We start from the raw sequence: 19,044 nt of genomic DNA, 5'->3' as shown, positions 1-19,044 counted from the left end.
CCGGTCCCATACTGTGCGCCTTCGTGGGACGGCCCGTCTCGGGCCGGCCACGCCGAGGAGGGCGCACCCGATGTGGCGACGACTGGCGAACCTGCTGCAGGCCTTCGCGAACCTGTTCGTGACGGACCTCGAGAAGCGCAACCCCGAGGCCCTGCTGCAGCTGGAGGCCGAGAACCTGCGCAAGCAGGTGGGCTCCTTCAACCAGGGGCTGGCCACCCACGCCGGGCTGTGCGAGCGGATCATGGCGCAGGTGCGCAAGCAGGAGGCCGAGCAGCGCGACCTGAAGGCCAAGACCACCGCCCACCTCAGGGCCGGCAACCGCAACGCCGCCGGGCAGTACGCCGTGCGGCTGCAGACGGTGGAGCGCGACCTGGAGGAGAACCGGCGCCAGCTGGCCCAGGCCGAGGAGACCTACAAGAACCTGGTCAAGGCCCGCGACGTGGCGGTGGCCTCGGCCCGCGCCAAGATCGAGGGGCTGAAGGGCGCCATCACCGACATGCGCATGAAGCAGGCCATGGCGGAGATGCACGAGATGGCGGCCGGCATGGTGAGCGAGATCGGCGGCTCGGGCGACACCATCGGGCGGCTGCACGAGATGGTGGAGGACGAGCGCACCAAGGCGGCCGGCCGGGCCCGCGTGGCCAAGGACTCGCTCGACATGACCGACGTGAACGTCAAGGAGGCCGAGCTGACCGCCCTGGCCGACCAGGCGCTGGCCGACTTCGCCGCCAAGGAGGGCATCACGCTCGGCGGCGCGGCGCCGGCGGCGCCGGCCGAGCGGGCCATGGGCGCGGCCAAGGCCTCGGAGTCCGAGGGAAGCAAGGAGGGCTGAGCCACATGCCCCTCCCGCCGAGCGCGCCCGCCTGGGCCGCCGAGCTCGTGCTGGCCTACGAGAGCGGCGCCCACGGCCAGTTCGTCCTGCACGGCAACGTGGCCGACCGGCTGCCCGTGGAGGGGCGGCTGGTCACCCTGCACCGCTGGCTGGAGGAGGAGCTGCTCTCCGGCTTCGACGTGGTCTTCGTCTTCGACCTGGGCAACGGCCTCAGGGTGGCCCGCGGCGCCGAGGCGGTGGAGGCCTGGCGCGGCGGCGAGAAGGCCGGTCCGCTGCCGCGCGAGCCGCTCGAGGCGGTGGAGCTGGTGGGGCGCTGGGTGCGCTACCTGGCCAACCTGCGGGCGCTGGGGCGCCCGGAGAAGCGCTCGGTGGCCTGCATCCTGCGCGGCGCCGACCGCATCCTCCCGGCCGGCGACGACGGCGGCCACCAGCAGGGCAGCCTGGTCTCGCTGGTGCGCGACTGGGCCGGCGAGGCCCCCTTCGCCGACGTCCCCTTCGCCTCCTTCCTGCTGGCCGACACGCTCAACGACCTGCACCCGCTGATCTCCGGCAACCCGCGGGTGGCGAGGCTGCGGGTGCCGCTGCCCGACGCGCCGCCGCTGCTGCAGGCGCTGGTGCAGCTCCGCCGCGAGCACCCGGCGGCCTTCGACGCGGAGAGCGGGGAGGCCGGCGCCGCGGCGGCCGCCTTCGTGGGGGTCTCCATCTCGGCGCTGGAGAGCCTGGTCAAGACCCGGGCCCACCAGCAGCGCCCGCTGCGCCCGGCCGACCAGGCCCAGGTGAAGAAGCAGCTGGTGGAGCGCGACTCGGCCGGCCTGGTGGAGTTCATCGAGCCGCGCCGCACCTTCGCCGACTACCACGGGCAGGAGGCCCTCAAGGCCTGGCTGCGGCAGGACGTGGCGCTGTGGCGGGCCGGCGACCTGCGCGCCCTGCCCATGGGCTACCTGGTGTGCGGGCCGGTGGGCACCGGCAAGACCTTCCTGGTGGAGTGCCTGGCCGGCGAGGCCGGCGCGCCGGTGGTGAAGCTGAAGAACTTCCGCGACCGCTGGGTGGGCTCCTCCGAGGGGAACCTGGAGAAGATCTTCCGGCTGGTGCGGGCGCTGGGGCGCTGCATCGTCTTCGTGGACGAGGCCGACCAGGCGCTGGGACGGCGCGAGTCGGGCGGCGGCGACGGCGGCCTGGGCGGGCGGCTCTACTCGATGGTGGCGCAGGAGATGAGCGACTCCACCAACCGCGGCCGCGTCATGTGGGTGCTGGCCTCGTCGCGCCCGGACCTCATCGAGGTGGACCTGAAGCGGCCCGGCCGGGTGGACGTGAAGGTGCCCATCCTGCCCACCGCCACGGTGGAGGAGAGCGCGGCCCTGCTCTCGGCGCTGCTGGCGCGCATGGAGCTGGTGGTGCCGGCGCTCGAGCTCGTCCCGCTGGGGCCGCCGCTCCTGCTCACCCCGGGCGCCGCCGAGGCGCTCTCGGTCAAGGCCTACCGGCTGGTGCGCACCGCCGGCCTGGCGCCGCTGGAGGCGGTGCGCCGCTGCCTCGACGGCTACCAGGGCCCGGTGCCGCCCGACGTCATGGAGTTCCAGATGCGGCTGGCGGTGCGCGAGGCCACCGACCTGGCCTTCGTGGCCCCGGCCTTCCGCCACCTGGCCGGGCCGGAGCGGGCCGGCGGGGAGCGGGCCGGCCCATGAGCGCCCGCCACGTCTGGGCCGCCTTCTGGGCCCGCCCCTTCGGCATGCCGGTGCCCCCCAACCTGTTCGGGCTGGCCGCCTTCGCCGCCCTGGGCGCGCTCCTCGACCCCGCCTTCCTGCTCATCGGCGCCGGGCTGGAGGTGGCCTACCTGCTGGCGCTCTCCGCCAGCCCCCGCTTCCGGGCCGTGGTGGACGGCGCCCGCGGCGACGACCGCCAGGCCGGCCAGCGCGACCAGCGCCACCAGGCGGTCTGGGCGCGCCTGGCCCGGGTGGACCAGGAGGCGCAGGCCGCGCTGGAGGCCCGCTGCGACGAGATCCTGGAGACGCTGGCGCAGCGCGGCGCCACCTCGACCCACGCCGACGGGCTGGCCCGGCTGGCCTGGATGCACCTGCGGCTGCTGGCCGCCCGCGAGGCGCTGGAGCGGGTCATGGCCGGCGGCGCGGCCGAGGCCGGGGCGCTCGAGGCCCAGGCGGCGGCGCTGGCCACGCGGCTGGCCGCGCCCGGCCTGCCCGAGGAGCTGCAGCGCACCCTGGCGCAGCAGGCCGAGGTGATCGGCCAGCGGCGCGAGGCCCACGCCGAGGCGGCGCGCCGGCGCGAGCGCGTCCAGGCCGAGCTGGAGCGGATCCGCCAGCAGGTCTCGCTGGTGCGCGAGCAGGTGCTGCTGGCCACCGACGAGGCCGGCGTGGCCTCCTCGGTGGACTCGCTCTCCGCCTCCCTCGACGACGCCAGCCGCTGGCTCTCCGACCAGCAGGAGCTGCTGGGCGGCCTCGACGACCTGACCGCCCCGCCGCCCAGCTCCCTGCTGGGCCGCTCCAGGCGGCGCACCTCCACCAGCACGGGAGCATCGGCATGACCCCCACCCGCCTCCGCAGGCCCCGCGGCGCCGCCGCCGGGACCCTCCTCACCGTGCTGCTGGCGCTGGCCCTGGTGGGCCTGGGCGCCTGGCTGCTCTGGCGCCGCGCCCCGGCGCCGGGGGCGGGCGCCGGGACCTCGGCCGCCGCCCCGGCCGCCCCCGCTGGCGTCAAGCCGCCCGAGGGCAAGGTGCCGCAGCCCATCGAGCCGGTCACCGGCTCGCCCCCGCTGGCGGCCGCCGCCTCCTACCTGGTGCGCGACGGCGTGGTGGAGGTCGACCTCTCCGAGTACGCCGGCTACGGCGGCCTGATCGTGGCCAACGGCGGCCTGGCGCCCAACCCGGACTCCTTCTTCGCCCGCACCTACGGCTTCCAGGTGAAGCTCACGGTGGGCGAGGGGGAGACCTGGAGCCAGCTCAACAACGGCCGCTTCGCCGCCACCGCCACCACCGCCGACGCGCTGGCCGTGCAGGGGCGGGCCTTCCAGGCGGTGGTGCCGGTGCAGATCGGCTGGTCGCGCGGCGCCGACATGCTGGTGGTGGACTCGGGCGTGGCCACGGTGAACCAGCTGGCCGGCAAGGTGGTGGCCGCCTCGCAGTTCAACGAGGCGGAGTTCTTCCTGCGCTTCCTGGCCCGCGAGGCCGGCCTGAAGGTGCGGGTGCTGCGCGACCTCGACGGGCGCCCCGAGCCGGGCGAGGTGGGGCTGGTCTTCTACGAGGACGCCAACGCCGGCTGCGACGCCTACCAGCACGAGCTGGCCGGCGGGCGGCGGCGCCTGGTGGGCTGCATGGGCTGGTCGCCCCGCACCGACGAGGTGGTGGAGGCGGCGCAGGGCAAGGCCAAGGTGCTGGTCAGCAACAAGAACCTGCTGGTGGTGGCCGACGTGCTGGCCCTCAACCGGGGCTTCGCCGAGCAGCACCCCAAGCTGGTGAAGGGGCTGGTGCACGGCCTGCTGGAGGGCAACCGCCGGCTGCGCGACGACCCCAAGGCCAACCTGGCGGTGGTGGCCCGGGCCTTCAAGTGGACCGAGGCCGACACCAGCGAGGAGCTCGGCCGGGTGCACCTGGCCAACCTGCCGGAGAACCGCGCCTTCTTCGCCGGCACCATCGACTCGGCCGGCTCCTTCGGCGGCATCTACCAGTCGGCGGTGCTGGCCTACGGCGACGTCATCAAGAACCCGGCCGACGGGGCCCGCTTCCTCGACCTCGGGCCGCTCGAGGCGCTGGCCAAGGAGGGGCTCTTCGCCGACCAGCGCATCGCCATCGCCCCCATCAAGACCGGCGGCGGCGCCTCGCTGGAGGGCGACCCGCTGCTCAAGAAGGACATCCGCTTCTTCTTCGAGCCCAACTCCTCCCGGCTCGACGAGCAGGAGCCGAAGAACGCCGAGTACCTCGACGCCGTGAAGCAGTTCCTGCAGGTGAGCCCGGGCTCGGTGGTGGTGCTGCGCGGCCACGTCGACGACGCCAAGGTGGCGGACTTCCGGCAGCAGGGGGGCGAGCAGCTGGTGCAGGCCATGGCGCTCAAGGCCATGGAGCTGTCGCGGCAGCGGGCGGTGGGGGTGCGCGACGCGCTGGTGAAGCGCCACCCCAGGCTGGACGCCAAGCGGCTGGAGACGGTGGGGCGCGGCTGGGAGGAGCCGGTGGGCAAGGACGGGACCCAGAACCGCCGCGTCGAGGTGCAGTGGTTCACCCTGGAGTGAGGCGGCGTCGGCCGCGAGGAGCGCGCGTGACCACCACCTGGAGGCCATGGTCCGCATGCGCGACGGCGTGCGGCTGCAGACCGAGGTCTACCTGCCCCGCGGCGTGAAGGAGAGGCTGCCTATCCTCCTCATCCGCACCCCCTACGGCTTCAAGCCGGACGCCAAGGGCTACACCCACTTCCTGTCCGGCCCCTGGCTGGCGCCCATGCTGCGCGACGGCTACCTGCTGGCGGTGCAGTCGGTCCGCGGCCGCTTCCGCTCGGAGGGGCGCTACGCCTACGGCGACGACGCCCCGCGCGACCGGGGCGATCGGCGCAGCACCGACGAGGCCACCGACGCCTGGGACACGGTGGACTGGCTGCTGGCCCACCTGCCCAGCAACGGCCGGGTCGGGATGCTGGGGGTCTCCACGCCCGGCCGGCTGACCGCCGTGGCCATGCTGGAGCCGCACCCGGCGGTGCGGGCCTACTCGCCGCAGGCCACCCCGGCCGACAACTGGATGGGGGACGACGACTTCCACCAGGGGGCCTTCCGCGCCGCCGCCATGATCGAGTTCGTGCACGTCATGGAGTCGGGCAAGGAGTTCGCCGACTTCGAGCGCGACCGGCGCGACGACTTCGAGTGGCACCTGGCGCTCGGCCCGCTGGCCAACGTGGACGCGCGCCACTTCCACGGCGCCAAGGCCACCTGGAGCGACTTCCTGGCCCACCCGACCTACGACGCCTACTGGCGGCGGCGCCGGTGCCCTACGCGCCCCGCCCCATCACCCATGAGGCCTGGCCCACCTGGCTGGTGGCCGACCAGCGCTTCGCCCACGGGCGCCCCGACGTCCTCTCCTTCGAGTCCGACCCGCTCACCGAGGACCTGGTGGTGGCCGGCCCGCTGGCGGCCCACCTCTTCGTCTCCACCAGCGGCGCCGACCTGGACGTGGTGGTGAAGCTCATCGACGTCCTGCCGGAGCAGGGGCAGGCCGACCCCACCCTGGCCGGCTACCAGCTCATGGTGGCCGGCGAGATCCTGCGCGCCCGCTACCGCCGCAGCTTCGAGCGGCCCGAGCCCTTCGTGCCGGGCCGGCCGGAGGCCGTCACGGTGGACCTCAACACCCGCAGCCACGTCTTCCAGAAGGGGCACCGGGTCATGGTGCAGGTGCAGGCCAGCTGGTTCCCGCTCTACGACCGGAACCCGCAGGCCTGGGTGCCCGACCTCTTCCGGGCCAGGCCCGAGGACTTCCAGGCGCAGGAGCACAAGGTGCATCGCTCGGCCCGCTGGCCGTCCCGCCTCACCTTCGCCGCGCCCGCGCCCGCGCCGGGGCGCTGAAGGGGACCTACCCCCGCAGCCTGAGCCGCGCGTAGGCCAGCTGCGACCGGGCGGCGTGGTAGGCCAGCCGCACCGGGTTGACCGCCCGCGCCGGGGTGAGCCGGCCGGCCAGCCAGCGCCGGGCCGCCTCGCCGCGCCGCAGGCGGCCGGAGCCGGTGCGCGGCAGCGCCCCCTGGGGCAGGAGCTCCACCACCGCCGGCGAGAGGCCGGTGGCGTCCAGCACCAGGCGCCGCACCTCGGACTCGAGCGCCGCGGGCGCCGCCTGGCCGCCCTCGAACCGCTCCACCAGCAGGAGCAGGCCGCCCTCCTGGCCGCGCGGGGCGGGCAGCGGCGCGGCCACCACCGCCTGGAGCCCCGAGAGCCCCAGGAGCGGCGCCTCGAACTCGTCGGGCGCGTGCAGCGCGCCGTGCACCGGCACCAGCTCGTCGCGCCGGCCGTGCACGTGCAGCGCGCCGCCCACCACGAACCCCACCTCGCCGGTGTCGAGCCAGCCGTGGTGGCCCAGGTGCTCGGAGCCCTCCAGCAGGTCCGGCGCGCGCAGCCAGAGCTGCCCGAGCCGCCCCTCCGGCAGCGGGCGGCCGGCGGCGTCGCGCACGTCCACCTCGACGCCGGGGAGCGGCCGCCCCACCGGCGTGACCAGCCGGGCGCCGGGCGCCACCAGGCCGTCGCGGGCCAGCCGGCCGGCGTCCACCCCCAGGGCGGCCAGCCCCTGCCCGCGCTCGCCCGCCGAGGCCAGGAGCGGCGGCTCGGCCAGCCCCCAGGCCGGCACCAGCGCCTGCGGGTCGAGGCCGAAGGGGGCGAAGCGGTCGGCGAAGCGCCGCAAGAGCCCGGTGGCCCCGGGCTCGGTGCGGGCCACCACCAGCCGCAGGGAGGAGAGGTCGCAGCGCTCCAGCTCCGTGTCGGCGGCCAGGGTGGCCCGGTCCAGGGCCGAGGCCGGCCCCACCATGACGGTGCCGCGGTGGCGCGCCACCGCCCGCAGCGCCAGCACCGGGCGGGCCGCCACCGCCTCGCGCGACACCAGCACCAGCGAGAGCGGCCGCGCCAGGGCGGTGAGCAGGCAGCCCACCAGCCCGGAGTCGTGCACCACCGAGAGCCAGGAGACCAGCACGTCGTCGTCGCCGAGCCGCAGCGCCTGGACCCGGGCCGCCACCTGGGCCGCCAGCGCGCCGTGGGTGAAGTCCACCGGCCTGGGCGCGGTGGTGGGACCCCAGGCGAACTGGACCAGGCCGGTGTGGCGCGGCTCCACCTCGCGCTGGATGCGGGCCGGCGCGACCTCCAGCGCCGCCGCGTCCAGCCAGCCGAGGCGCGGCCGCACCCGGCCGGCCACCCGCCCCAGCAGCTGCAGGGTGGCGCCGCCGCTCACCAGCAGCGCGGCGCCGGAGCCGGTGAGCATGCGCTCCAGCGCCACCCCGTACTCCTCGAGGTGCCCGAGCTGCGACGGCGAGGGGAGCGGCACCGGCACGGCCGCGGCCAGCCAGGCGCCCAGGAAGGCGTCCAGGTAGGCGGGCCCGGTGCGCAGCACCAGCGCCACCCGATCGCCCGGCCGGACCCCGGCCTGGGCGTAGGCCGCGGCGGCGCGGCGGGCCCGGACCAGCACCTCCGACCAGGGGAGGAACCGCTCCTGCTCGTCCTCGGTGACGAAGGTGACGCCCAGGCGCCCGCCTGCCGCGTGGACGAGCGCGTCCACCAGCGTGCCGGCCGGCTTGGTGAGAGGTGGTCCCCTCACCGGGAGTTTCCTTTCAGGAGCAACGGTGTTCCCCCCCGGGATGTGGCGAATCTGCACCCCGGGTTGACCGGGCGCAAGGTCCGACCGGGCGCCGGGCGTCGCCCGCCCCCGGAGGGTGTGCGCCGGCGGCGGGCGCCCGCGGGGGCCCCGGCGAGCGCCCGGCGAGTGCCCGGCGGGAAGCGCGGGCGGCCGTGGCCTGTTCACCAGGCCCGACCGCCGCTATCTTTCGGCCCTTTTCAGCGCTGCACCCGCCAGGAGGACGCATGAACCCCGACATCCGGGCCGTCTCGGACGAAGTCCAGCGCCAGTCCGCCTTCGTGGAGGCCCTGGTCGCCGAGACCGGCACGGTCATCGTCGGCCAGTCCTACCTCATCGAGCGGGCCCTCATCGGCCTGCTCACCGGCGGCCACGTGCTGGTGGAGGGCGTGCCCGGCCTGGCCAAGACGCTGGCGGTGAAGACCCTGGCCGACGCGGTGGACTGCGCCTTCAGCCGGGTGCAGTTCACCCCCGACCTCCTGCCCGCCGACGTGGTGGGCACGCAGGTCTACGATCCGCGCTCGCAGACCTTCTCGGTGAAGCAGGGGCCGGTCTTCGCCAACATCGTGCTGGCCGACGAGGTGAACCGCGCCCCCGCCAAGGTGCAGTCGGCCCTGCTGGAGGCCATGCAGGAGCGGCAGGTCACCATCGGCGACCAGACCTTCACGCTGCCCGACCCCTTCATCGTGCTGGCCACCATGAACCCCATCGAGCAGGAGGGGACCTACCCCCTGCCCGAGGCCCAGGTGGACCGCTTCATGCTGAAGGTGAAGGTGGGCTACCCGACGCGCGAGGAGGAGCGGCTGATCCTCGACCGCATGGCCACCCTCACCCCGCCGCGGGCCCGCAAGGTGTGCGGGCCGGCCGATCTGGCGGCCGCCAGGGCGGTGCTGCACCGGCTCTACATGGACGACCGGGTGAAGGACTACGTGGTCAACCTGGTCTTCGCCACCCGCGACCCCAAGGCGCACGGCCTGGCCGACCTGGTGCCGCTGGTGGAGTACGGCGCCAGCCCGCGCGCCACCATCTTCCTCACCCTGGCGGCGCGGGCCCACGCCTTCCTGCGCCGACGGGCCTTCGTCACCCCGGAGGACGTCAAGGCGGTGGCCTACGACGTGCTGCGCCACCGCATCACCCTGACCTACGAGGCCGAGGCCGAGGAGGTCACGCCGGAGAAGGTGGTGTCGCGGGTGCTGGACCGCATCGAGGTGCCGTGAGGCGGTGAGGGCGGTGGCGGGGTCTTTCGCGAAGGAGCGCGCAGCAGCCGGGACATGAACGCCAGGGAGCTCATCCAGCGCATCCGGCGCATCGAGATCACCACGCGCCGCGCCGTGGAGGACTCGCTGGGCGGCCAGTACCACTCGGTCTTCAAGGGCCGCGGCATGGACTTCAGCGAGGTGCGCGCCTACGCGCCCGGCGACGAGGTCCGCACCATCGACTGGAACGTCTCGGCCCGCACCGGCCACCTGCACGTCAAGCGCTTCGTGGAGGAGCGCGAGCTCACCGTCATGGTGCTGTGCGACCTGTCGGCCTCGGCCGACTTCGGCTCGTCGGCGCGCACCAAGGCCGAGGTGGCGGCCGAGATCGCGGCGCTGCTGGCCTTCTCGGCGGTGCAGAACGGCGACCGGGTGGGCCTGGCCCTCTTCACCGACCAGGTGGAGCGGTTCGTGCCGCCGCGCAAGGGGCGGCGCCACGCGCTCCGGCTGGTCTCCGAGATCCTGCGCTTCCAGCCGCGCAGCCGGCGCACCGACCTGGGCGGCGCGCTGGAGCACCTGCGCCGCGCCATGCGCCGCCGCACCGTGGCCTTCGTGCTCTCCGACTTCCTGGACGACGAGGCCCGCTTCGAGCGCCCGCTGCGGGTGGCGGCCCGCAAGCACGACGTGGTCCCCATCCGCATCGAGGACCGGCTGGAGCGCGACCTGCCGGCGGCCGGGCTGACGCTGCTCGAGGACCCCGAGACCGGCCAGGTGGTGCGGGTGGACCTCTCCGACCGGCGGCTCCGGGCCCGGCTGGCCGCCGCCGCCCTCGCCTCGGAGCGGCAGCTCACCCGCCTCTTCTCCCGCCTGGAGCTGGACCACGCCACGGTGCGCGCCGACGACGCCGACTACGTGAAGCCCCTGCTGGCTTTCTTCCAGGCGCGGGCCCGGAGGATCGGGTGAGGCGGGGCGGAGCGCGGGGGCGCGGGGTGGGAGGCGCGCTGGTGCTGCTGCTCGTCCTGGCCGGGTGGCCGTGGGTCGGCGGGGCGGCGACCCCGACCGCGACCTCGACCTCGGCCTCGGCCCCGACCGCGACCGCGACCCCGCCCCCCCTCCCCCAGGCGTCCCCCAAGGCGGTGGCCTCCCGCCTCTCCAAGGCCACGCCCCGGCTCGGCGAGCCCTTCACCTGGGAGCTGGAGATCCGCCACGGCCAGGCCGAGTCCTACGCCCTGCCCGAGGCCCCCGCCCTGGCCCCCTTCGAGCTGCGGTCGCAGGGCTGCACCCGCGCCGCGGCCGGCGAGGACTCGCTCACCACCTGCACGCTCACCCTGGCGCTCTACGAGCTCGGGGCCCACGACCTGCCGGCGCTGTCGCTGGCCGCCGCCACGCCGGCGGGCCCGCGGGTCCTCGACGTGCCCGGGCCGCGGGTGGAGGCGTCCGGTCTCATCGACCCGGCCGCGCCCACCGACGCGCTCGAGCTGCGCGCCCCGGCGCCGCCCGTCCCGCTGGTGCTGCCGAGCTGGCGCGTCGTCTGGTGGGCCCTGGGCGCGCTGGCCGCCGCCCTGGCCGGCTGGCTCCTGTGGCGCTGGTGGCGCCGCCGCGCGCGCGCCGCCGCCGAGCCCCCCGCGCCGCTGCCGCCCGAGGTGCGCTTCGCCCGCCGCCTCGACGCCCTGGAGGCCGAGCGGCTCCCCCAGCAGGGCCGGGCCCGCGAGTTCTTCTTCCGGCTCTCCGAGGCGGTGCGCGAGTACCTGGGCGCGCTCACCGGCCTGAACGCGCTCGACCTGACCACCGGGGAGCTGCTGGACGCGCTGGCGGCGCAGGCCGACCCGCGCCTCGATCTGGCCGCCCTGCGCGGCTTCTCGGAGGACACCGACCTCGTCAAGTTCGCCCGCTTCCCGGCGGGGGGGAACGAGTGCGACGCCGGGCTGCGCTACGCGCGCGGGCTGCTGGCGCAGACCGCGGGGGCGTTCGCCCCGGCGGGGAAGGCGGGGGGGGCATCGACCTCGCCTCCGACCTCGACCCCGGTCCAGGATCCCCCTCTCCCCTCCGGGGAGAGGGCCGGGGTGAGGGGCAACGCGCCCCCCGGTGACCGCCGGTGACCCCTGGCGTCCCCACCCTGGCGGAGCCCTGGGCGCTCCTCCTCCTGCTGGCCGTCCCGCTGGTGGTCCTGGCGCTGGCCTTCGAGCGGCGCCTGGCGCCCCGCCTGCGCCACCCGCGCGCCGCCCTCATCGCCGCCGGCGGGCGCGGCCTGGCGGCCCGGGTCTGGTGGCTGCCGCAGGCGCTGGTGCTGGCGGCGCTGGCCCTCTCGGCGGTGGCCCTGGCCCGCCCGCAGACCCGCGAGCGCGAGCCGGAGAAGCGCTCGGTGGAGGGCATCGACATCGTCATCGCCCTCGACCTCTCCACCTCCATGCGGGCCGCCGACTTCAAGCCGCAGGACCGCATCCACGTGGCCAAGGAGGTCCTCAAGGAGTTCATCGGCCGGCGCAGCAGCGACCGGATCGGCCTGGTGGTCTTCGCCGGCGACGCCTACACCCAGGCGCCGCTCACCCTCGACTACGGCATCCTGCGCACCCTGGTGGACCAGCTGCAGATCGGTCTCATCGAGGACGGCACCGCCATCGGCAACGCGCTGGCCACCTCGGTGAACCGCCTGCGCGAGTCGGACGCCAAGAGCAAGGTGATCATCCTCATCACCGACGGCGACTCCAACGCCGGCCAGATCTCCCCGCGCGAGGCCGCCGCCATCGCCCGCACCTTCGGCATCCGGGTCTTCCCCATCCTGGTGGGCAAGGGCGGCGTGGTGCCCTACCCGGTGGGCGTCGACCTGTTCGGCCAGACCATCTACCAGCCCATGCCCTTCGCGGTGAACCCGGCGCTGCTCAAGGAGATCGCCGAGGCCACCGGGGGCGCCTTCGCCGGCGCCGGCGACCAGGCCGAGCTGGAGCGCGGCCTGCAGCAGGTGCTGGACCGCATGGAGAAGACCCGCATCTTCGAGTCCACCGCCTCGTCCCGGGTGGCCGAGCTCTTCCCGCGCCTGCTCGGCCCGGCCTTCTGGCTGGCCCTGGCCGGGCTGCTGCTCGGCCTGACCCGCTTCCGGAGCTTCCCGTGACCGAGGCCGCGCCGCTCTCCTTCCAGGTGCTGGGGGCGCCGGCCCGCCTGGCCGAGCCGGGCGCGCTCTGGCTGCTGGCCGCGGTGGCCGCGCTGGCCCTGCTCGGCGCGGTCATGCTGGGCCGCCGCCGCGCCCTGCTGGCCCGCACCCTGGGGCCCCAGGCCCGCCGGGTGGCCCCACGCGCCGGCGCCGCCCGCCCGGCCACCCGGCTCGGGCTCTCGCTCACCGGCCTGGCCCTGCTGACGCTGGCGCTGGCCCGCCCGCAGTGCGGCAGCCGCACCGAGCTCGTCACCCGCACCGGCGTCGACGTGGTCATCGCCCTGGACGTGTCGCGCTCCATGCTGGCCCGCGACGTCAAGCCGGACCGGCTCTCCCGCGCCAAGCTGGAGGTGGGGGCGCTGCTGGAGCAGCTGGCCGGCGACCGGGTGGGGCTGGTGGTCTTCGCCGGCCAGGCCTTCGTCCAGTGCCCGCTCACCACCGACTACGCCGCGGCCCGGCTCTTCCTGCGGGCCGTCACGCCGCAGAGCGTGGCCCAGCAGGGCTCCGACCTGGGCAACGCCCTCACGGCGGCGCGGGAGGTGCTGGAGGGCTCGCAGGCGGCGGCCGGGCGCTCCAAGGTGGTGCTGCTGGTCACCGACGGCGAGGACCTGGAGGGCGGGGCGCGCCAGGCCGCCGCCCAGCTGGCCGAGGCCGGCGTCCGCATCCACGCCCTGGCCATCGGCACCACGGCCGGCGAGCCCATCCCGCTCACCGACGCGGGCGGCGCCCTCACCGGCTACAAGAAGGACCGCGCCGGCGACCCGGTGGTGACCCGCCTCGACCCCGCCACCCTGCGCGCGCTCACCGAGGCGGGCGGCGGCCAGGTCTTCGAGCCGGGCTCGCCCGATCGCGGCCCGGCCGCCTTCGTGGCGGCGCTCGACGCGCTGGAGAAGGGCGAGCTCACCAGCCGGCTCACCGTGGCCTACGACGACCAGTACGCCCGCTTCGCCCTGCCCGCCTTCCTCCTCCTGCTGGCCGCCCTGCTCCTGCCCGAGGGGCGCGCCCCCCGGCCCGACGACGACCCGGAGGCCGCGTGAGCGCCGCCGCCCTGCTGCTGGCGCTCCTGGGCGCCGCCTCGCCGTTCACCGCCGAGCAGCCCGCGGTGCGCCAGGGGAACGAGCAGCTCCTCTCCGGCGACGGGGCCGCGGCGCTGGAGCGCTACCAGGCGGCCGAGCGCGAGGCCGGGCCCCACCCGGAGATCGACTTCGACCGCGGCAACGCCCTGCACGCCCTGGGGCGGCACGCCGAGGCGCGCGAGGCCTGGAGGCGGGCGCTGGAGCGGGACGCCGCCGGCGTCCTCTCCTCGCGGGCGCTGCAGAACACGGGCAACGCGCTGGCCGCCGCCGGCGACCGGGACGGCGCGGTCAAGGCCTTCTCGCAGGCGCTGGCACGCGACCCCGCCAACGAGGACGCGCGCTATAACCTCGAGGTCCTGCTGCGCCGCAAGGCGCAGGGCCAGGGCGCGCCGAAGGACCAGGGCGACCAGGGCAAGCAGGGCGGCCAGCCGGAGCAGCAGCCGGGGAAGCCGGAGCAGGGCCAGCAGGACGGGAAGGACCAGGCGAAGGGCCAGGACCGGCAGGGGGCCGGCCAGGAGCCGAAGCCGGGCCAGGCGCAGGGCCAGCCGAAGCCGGACCAGGGGCGGCAGGGCGACGAGGACCAGCCGGGCCAGCAGCCGGGGCCCAGTGAGCGCAAGGACGGGAGCCAGCGTGGCGGCCAGCGGGACGGGGAGCAGGAAGGCGAGCGCAGCGAGGGAGCCGCGGGTCGGGCCGGCCAGCTCGACCGGCAGGACGCCGCGCGGCTCCTCGACGCCCTGCGCGACCGCGAGCGGAACATGCCGCTCGGCCCGGCCGGCCGGAAGGAGGCGCGGAAGCGCGATGTGGCCAAGGACTGGTAGCCGCGCCCTGGCGCTGGCCGCGCTGCTGGTGGTCGGCCTCCCCTCGGCCGCCCGGGCGGCGCTGGCCGTGCGGGCCGGCGTGGACCGCACCGAGCTGGCCGCCGACGAGGTGGTGACGCTGGAGGTGCGCGTCGAGGCCGACGAGACGCCCACCGTGACGCTGCCGGCGCGCGACTTCGAGTTCCAGGTGGTGGGGCGCAGCTCCGGCTCCTCCACCAACGTGGACCTGGGCGGCGGCGCCGGCGTCCGCATCCGCCGCACCTTCACCTTCCAGTTCTCGCTGGCGCCGCGCCGGGCCGGGGCGCTGGTCATCCCGCCGCTGCAGGTGGTGGCCGGGCCCGCCAGCGCCGAGACCGCGCCCATCCCGGTGACCGTGCTGGCGGCCGGCAGCCGCACCGCGCCGCCCCCGGGGCCCCGCGGGGGGCCGGCCAGCCCCTTCGGCGGCCTGCTCGGACCGCCCGGCGGCGGCGGCGGCGCCAGCCGCGCCTGGCGTGGCTGGGAGAAGGACCTGGTGCTCCAGGTGGAGCTCGACAAGCGCGAGGTCTTCCTGGGCGAGCAGGTGACCGCCTCGGTGGTGCTGCTCTCGCCGGTGGGCGTGGTGGACGTGGGCGGCTACCAGCCGCCGCTCTACGACGGCTTCTGGTCCGAGCAGGTGGAGACGCCGCAGTCGCTCTCGTTCCAGCTGCGCAAGGTAAACGGCCTGCCCATGCGCGCCTACCTGTACCAGCGGCTGGCGCTCTTCCCCACCCGCGCCGGCGCGCTGGAGCTCGGCAGCTTCGGCCTGACGCTGGTGGTGCGGGTCGGCGCCGACGACCCCTTCGACCCGTTCCCGGACGTGCGCAAGGTGACCCGGCAGAGCGCCCCGGTCACCATCACCGTGAAGCCGCTCCCGCCCGGCGCGCCGGCCGGCTTCGACAGCGTCAACGTGGGCACCATGACCCTCACGGCCGCGCTCTCCGAGAAGACCGTGGCGGCCGGGCAGCCGGTCTCGCTCAAGCTGACGGCGCAGGGCGAGGGGAACGTGAAGGCCTGGTCGATCCCGGCCCCGCCGCGCCTGCCGGGCCTCAGGGCCTTCGCCCCGACCTCGACCGACAAGGTGGCGCCGCGCCAGGCCCGCCTGGCCGGCGCGCGCAGCGTCGAGACGGTGCTGGTGCCGGACCGGCCGGGCACGCTCACCGTGCCGGCGGTCCGCTGGCCGGTCTTCGACCCCAGGACCGGCGTCTACCGGGTGCTGGAGACGGCCCCGCTGCAGCTGGAGGTGCTGGCGCCCGGCCCCGCGACGCCGGCGCTGGCGGCCTCGCCCGGCCAGAACGCGCTGGGCGGCGGGCTGAAGCCCATCCGCGCCGGCGGCGCGCTCTCGCGGCGCGGCGAGCCGCCCTGGCAGGGCTGGCCGTTCTGGCTGCTGCTGGGCGCGCCGGTGGCGGCGTTCGCGGCGCTGGCCGGCTGGGACCGGCTGCGCGAGGCCCACGCCTCCGACGGCGGGGCGCGCCGGCTGGCGCTGGCCGGCCGGGCGGCGCGGCGCCGGCTGGCCACCGCCTCCAGGCTGGCGGCCGCCGCCGAGGCCGGCCCCTTCTTCGCCGAGGTGGAGCGGGCCCTGACCGGCTACTGCGGCGACAAGCTGGGCCGCCCGGCGGTGGGGCTGACCCGCGAGGACCTGGCCCGCGCGCTCGCCGAGGCCGGGGCCCACCCGCCGGCGCTGCGCGCGCTGGCCCTGGCGCTGGACGCCTGCGACGCCGGCCGCTACGGCGGCGCCGCCGGGCGCGACCAGGTGCTGGCGCTGGCCGGGCGGGCCATGGAGCTGCTCGAGGAAGCGCACTGGCACGCCGCGGGGGGTGCCACGTGAGGGCGGCGCTGCGGGTGGTGCTGGTGAGCTTTACGCTGGTGGCGCTGGCGGCGGCGCCGGTGCGGGGCGCCGGCTCGGAGCCCGCTCTCCCCCCTGGGGGCAGGGCCGGGGTGACGGGCGCCGGTTCGGAGCCCCCTCTCCCCTCCGGGGAGAGGGACGCGGGTTCAGAACCCCCTCTCCCCTCCGGGGAGAGGGCCGGGGTGAGGGGCGCTGGGGATTCGGAGGCCTCCGCCCTGGCCCGCCAGGAGGCGGCCGGCGCCCTGTACCTCTCCGGCGACTTCGACGGCGCCGCGCGCGCCTACCGCGCCCTGCTCGACGAGGGCTGGGAGGGGCCGGCGCTCCACCTCAACCTGGGCAACGCGCTGGCCCGCGCCGGGGCGCGCGGGCAGGCCATGGCGAGCTGGCAGCGGGCGCTGCGGCTCGACCCGTCCGACGCCGACGCCCGCGCCAACCTGGAGCTGGCCAGCGCCCAGAACGTGGACCGGCTGGTGGGCGACTCGTCCCCGCCGCTCCTCGATCGGCTGGTGGCGCGCACCGGCGACGGGCTGGCGGTGGGGCTCTTCGGCGCGGCCTGGGTGGCGCTCTGGGCCCTGCTCTGGCTGCGCGGCCGGGCCACGCCCCGGTCCCGCCGCCCGCTCGGCGCGGCGGCGCTGCTGGCGGCGCTGCTGGCCGTGGCCGGCGGCGCCCTGGTGGCCGCCAAGGCCGCCGACCGGCGCACGCCGTCCGCGGTGGTGGTGGCGCCGGTGGCCCCGGTGCGCGAGGGGCCGGAGCGGGCGCTCAAGGCGGCCTTCGAGCTGCACGAGGGGACCTCGGTGCGGGTGCTGGAGGCCCGCGGCGAGCTGGCCCGGGTGCGGCTCGACAACGGGCTGACCGGCTGGGTGGCCTCGGCCGACCTGGAGGTGATCTGATGCTCCGCCTGGTGGAGGCGGCCACGCCCTCCGAGCTCGACCTGGCCCGCGCCCTGTTCCGCGAGTACCAGCAGGCCATCGGCGTGGACCTCTGCTTCCAGGGGTTCGAGGCCGAGCTGGCGGCGCTGCCGGGGGCCTACGCGCCGCCCTTCGGCCAGCTGCTGCTGGCCTTCGATGGCGTGGCGCCGGTGGGCTGCGGCGCGGTGCGGCCGCTCGGCCCCGGCCTGGCCGAGCTGAAGCGCATGTGGACCCGCCCCGAGGCGCGCGGCCGCGGCGTGGCCCGCGCCGTGGCCACGGCGCTGCTGGCCTTCGCCCGCCAGGCCGGCCACCGCACCATCCGCCTCGACACCCTGGAGTGGATGACCGCGGCGCGGTCGCTCTACGCCAGCCTGGGCTTCCGCGAGATCGGCCCCTACTACCCGAACCCGCTGCCGGGCGTGGTCTACATGGAGCGCACCGGGTGAGCGGGCCGCCGGTTTCGCCCGATCCCGGCGAGGCCGCCCCCGCCGCCGTCCCCGGAGCCGCGGCGGCCGCGCCGCTGGCGCCTGGCCTGCGCACCTTGCTCACGCTGGCCTGGCCCATCGTGGTCTCCCGCTCGTCGCAGGTGGTGGTGGGCGTCTCCGACGCGGTCATGGTGGCCCACCTGGGCGCCGCCGCGCTGGCGGCCACCACCACCGGCGCCATGAACGCCTTCTCGGTCTTCATCCTGCCGATGGGGGTGGTCTTCATCGTCTCCTCCTTCGCCTCGCAGCTCTTCGGGCGGGGCGACCGGGCCGGCGCGCGGCGCTACGGCTGGTACGGGCTGGCGGTGGCGCTGGCCACCCAGGCAGCCGGCCTGGCGGCCATCCCGGCCCTGCCCGTGGCGCTGGCCTGGCTCGACCTGCCGGCCGACGTGGTGCCGCTCCTGGCGACCTACCTGGCCATCCGGCTCTGGTCGAGCGGCGCCGCCATCGGCCTGGAGGCGCTGGCCAACTACTACGGCGGCCTGGGCGACACCCGCCGGCCCATGGTGGCCAACGTGGCGGCCATGGTGCTGAACGTGGGCGGCAACTGGCTGCTCATCGACGGCCACCTGGGGTTCGCGGCCAGGGGCGTGGCGGGCGCGGCGCTGGCCTCGGCGCTGGCCACCTGGCTGGCCTTCGCCGGGCTGCTGGCGGGCTTCCTGCTGGAGGGGCGGCGCCTCGGGGCCGGGCGCCGTCCGCTCTCGCTGACCGAGCTCCTCCGCATGCTCCGCTTCGGGCTCCCCTCCGGCCTCAACTGGTTCTTCGAGTTCCTCGCCTTCAACCTCTTCGTCACCGTGATCCTGGCCGGGCTGGGCACCACCACGCTGGCGGCCTTCATGGCGGTGCTGCAGGTCAACTCGGTGGCCTTCATGCCGGCCTTCGGCCTGGCCAGCGCCGGCGCCATCCTGGTGGGGCAGGCCATCGGCGCGGGGCGCCGGGACGACGTGCCGGGGGTGGTGTGGCTCACCTTCCAGGTGGCGGCCGGGTGGCAGGGCCTGGCCGGGCTGCTCTACCTGGCGGCGCCGGCGCTGATCCTGGCCCCCTTCGCCACCGATCCGGCCAGCGGCCCGGCGCTGCTCGAGGCCGGCGCCCGCATGCTGGTGCTCACCGCCACCTGGCAGCTCTTCGACGCCGCCGCTGCGGTGGTGGGCGAGGCGCTGCGGGCGGCCGGCGACACCGCCTTCATGCTCTGGGCGCGGGTGGCCATCGCCTGGGGGATCTTCCTCCCCGGCAGCTGGATCTCGGTGCGCTGGCTCGGCGGCGGCGACCTGGTGGCGGTCGGCTGGCTGGTCCTCTACCTGGGGCTGCTGGCCCTGGTCATCTGGCTGCGGTTCCGGGGCGGCGCCTGGCGGCGGCTCGAGCTGGTGGAGCCGGCCCCGCTGGCCTGAGGCGGCCCGGCGCCGTCCGC

At 76.4% G+C, this 19,044-nt stretch carries 17 protein-coding genes; 16 read left to right on the top strand and 1 reads right to left on the bottom strand.

Annotated elements, in window-relative coordinates; translation table 11 throughout:
- Nucleotides 1-70 precede the first annotated feature (70 nt).
- Genes IPO09_03285 through IPO09_03260 form a run of 6 tightly spaced genes read left to right on the top strand, consistent with a single transcriptional unit; the run spans nt 71 to nt 6,382 of the window.
- A complete protein-coding gene (locus IPO09_03285; GenBank protein ID MBK9516376.1) occupies nt 71-832 on the top strand; it encodes a PspA/IM30 family protein in 762 nt (253 codons plus the stop codon).
- Between the two features lie 5 nt (nt 833-837).
- Nucleotides 838-2,514: an AAA family ATPase gene (locus IPO09_03280; protein ID MBK9516375.1), complete on the top strand. Its 1,677-nt coding sequence runs from the start codon at nt 838-840 to the stop codon at nt 2,512-2,514.
- Complete coding sequence (locus tag IPO09_03275; GenBank protein ID MBK9516374.1) at nt 2,511-3,368, top strand: hypothetical protein; 858 nt, start codon at nt 2,511-2,513, stop codon at nt 3,366-3,368. The genes IPO09_03280 and IPO09_03275 overlap by 4 nt, the downstream gene beginning before the upstream one ends.
- On the top strand, nt 3,365-5,065 hold the full coding sequence (locus IPO09_03270) for an OmpA family protein (GenBank protein ID MBK9516373.1): 1,701 nt from the start codon (nt 3,365-3,367) through the stop codon (nt 5,063-5,065). The genes IPO09_03275 and IPO09_03270 overlap by 4 nt, the downstream gene beginning before the upstream one ends.
- Nucleotides 5,066-5,120: 55 nt before the next feature.
- The gene (locus tag IPO09_03265) at nt 5,121-6,002 is read left to right on the top strand and encodes a CocE/NonD family hydrolase (protein ID MBK9516372.1); all 882 of its coding nucleotides are present in this window, start codon (nt 5,121-5,123) and stop codon (nt 6,000-6,002) included.
- Complete coding sequence (locus IPO09_03260; protein MBK9516371.1) at nt 5,936-6,382, top strand: hypothetical protein; 447 nt, start codon at nt 5,936-5,938, stop codon at nt 6,380-6,382. The genes IPO09_03265 and IPO09_03260 overlap by 67 nt, the downstream gene beginning before the upstream one ends.
- A 7-nt stretch (nt 6,383-6,389) precedes the next feature.
- On the opposite strand, the gene IPO09_03255 is transcribed toward IPO09_03260, so the two are convergent.
- Nucleotides 6,390-8,150 (bottom strand): AMP-binding protein, encoded by a 1,761-nt coding sequence (locus tag IPO09_03255; GenBank protein MBK9516370.1) that lies wholly within the window; start codon nt 8,148-8,150, stop codon nt 6,390-6,392.
- 221 nt (nt 8,151-8,371) lie between these two features.
- On the opposite strand from IPO09_03255, the gene IPO09_03250 reads away from it, so the two are divergent.
- The 10 genes from IPO09_03250 to IPO09_03205 all read left to right on the top strand — a co-directional run bounded on the left by IPO09_03250 (nt 8,372) and on the right by IPO09_03205 (nt 19,024).
- Entirely contained in the window at nt 8,372-9,361 is a 990-nt protein-coding gene (locus IPO09_03250) for a MoxR family ATPase (protein ID MBK9516369.1), read from the top strand.
- Nucleotides 9,362-9,415: 54 nt separating this feature from the next.
- Nucleotides 9,416-10,303, top strand: a complete 888-nt coding sequence (locus IPO09_03245; protein MBK9516368.1) for a DUF58 domain-containing protein — start codon at nt 9,416-9,418, stop codon at nt 10,301-10,303.
- Nucleotides 10,304-10,344: 41 nt separating this feature from the next.
- A complete protein-coding gene (locus tag IPO09_03240) occupies nt 10,345-11,439 on the top strand; it encodes a hypothetical protein (protein MBK9516367.1) in 1,095 nt (364 codons plus the stop codon).
- Nucleotides 11,436-12,449, top strand: coding sequence for a VWA domain-containing protein (locus tag IPO09_03235; GenBank protein ID MBK9516366.1), 1,014 nt, complete (start codon nt 11,436-11,438; stop codon nt 12,447-12,449). Before IPO09_03240 ends, IPO09_03235 begins: the two co-directional genes overlap by 4 nt.
- The gene (locus tag IPO09_03230) at nt 12,446-13,525 is read left to right on the top strand and encodes a VWA domain-containing protein (GenBank protein ID MBK9516365.1); all 1,080 of its coding nucleotides are present in this window, start codon (nt 12,446-12,448) and stop codon (nt 13,523-13,525) included. The genes IPO09_03235 and IPO09_03230 overlap by 4 nt, the downstream gene beginning before the upstream one ends.
- A complete protein-coding gene (locus tag IPO09_03225) occupies nt 13,522-14,382 on the top strand; it encodes a hypothetical protein (protein ID MBK9516364.1) in 861 nt (286 codons plus the stop codon). The genes IPO09_03230 and IPO09_03225 overlap by 4 nt, the downstream gene beginning before the upstream one ends.
- Nucleotides 14,363-16,225 (top strand): protein BatD, encoded by a 1,863-nt coding sequence (locus IPO09_03220; protein ID MBK9516363.1) that lies wholly within the window; start codon nt 14,363-14,365, stop codon nt 16,223-16,225. Before IPO09_03225 ends, IPO09_03220 begins: the two co-directional genes overlap by 20 nt.
- A 200-nt stretch (nt 16,226-16,425) precedes the next feature.
- Nucleotides 16,426-17,133, top strand: a complete 708-nt coding sequence (locus tag IPO09_03215; protein ID MBK9516362.1) for a hypothetical protein — start codon at nt 16,426-16,428, stop codon at nt 17,131-17,133.
- The gene (locus IPO09_03210; protein ID MBK9516361.1) at nt 17,133-17,597 is read left to right on the top strand and encodes a GNAT family N-acetyltransferase; all 465 of its coding nucleotides are present in this window, start codon (nt 17,133-17,135) and stop codon (nt 17,595-17,597) included. The genes IPO09_03215 and IPO09_03210 overlap by 1 nt, the downstream gene beginning before the upstream one ends.
- Nucleotides 17,594-19,024, top strand: coding sequence for an MATE family efflux transporter (locus tag IPO09_03205; protein MBK9516360.1), 1,431 nt, complete (start codon nt 17,594-17,596; stop codon nt 19,022-19,024). Before IPO09_03210 ends, IPO09_03205 begins: the two co-directional genes overlap by 4 nt.
- Nucleotides 19,025-19,044 lie beyond the last annotated feature (20 nt).

The organism is Anaeromyxobacter sp. (genome assembly GCA_016718565.1).
GTDB lineage: Bacteria > Myxococcota > Myxococcia > Myxococcales > Anaeromyxobacteraceae > JADKCZ01.
The sequence above is the reverse complement of the archived record's forward strand: the minus strand, read 5'-3'. Positions and strand labels throughout refer to the sequence as shown.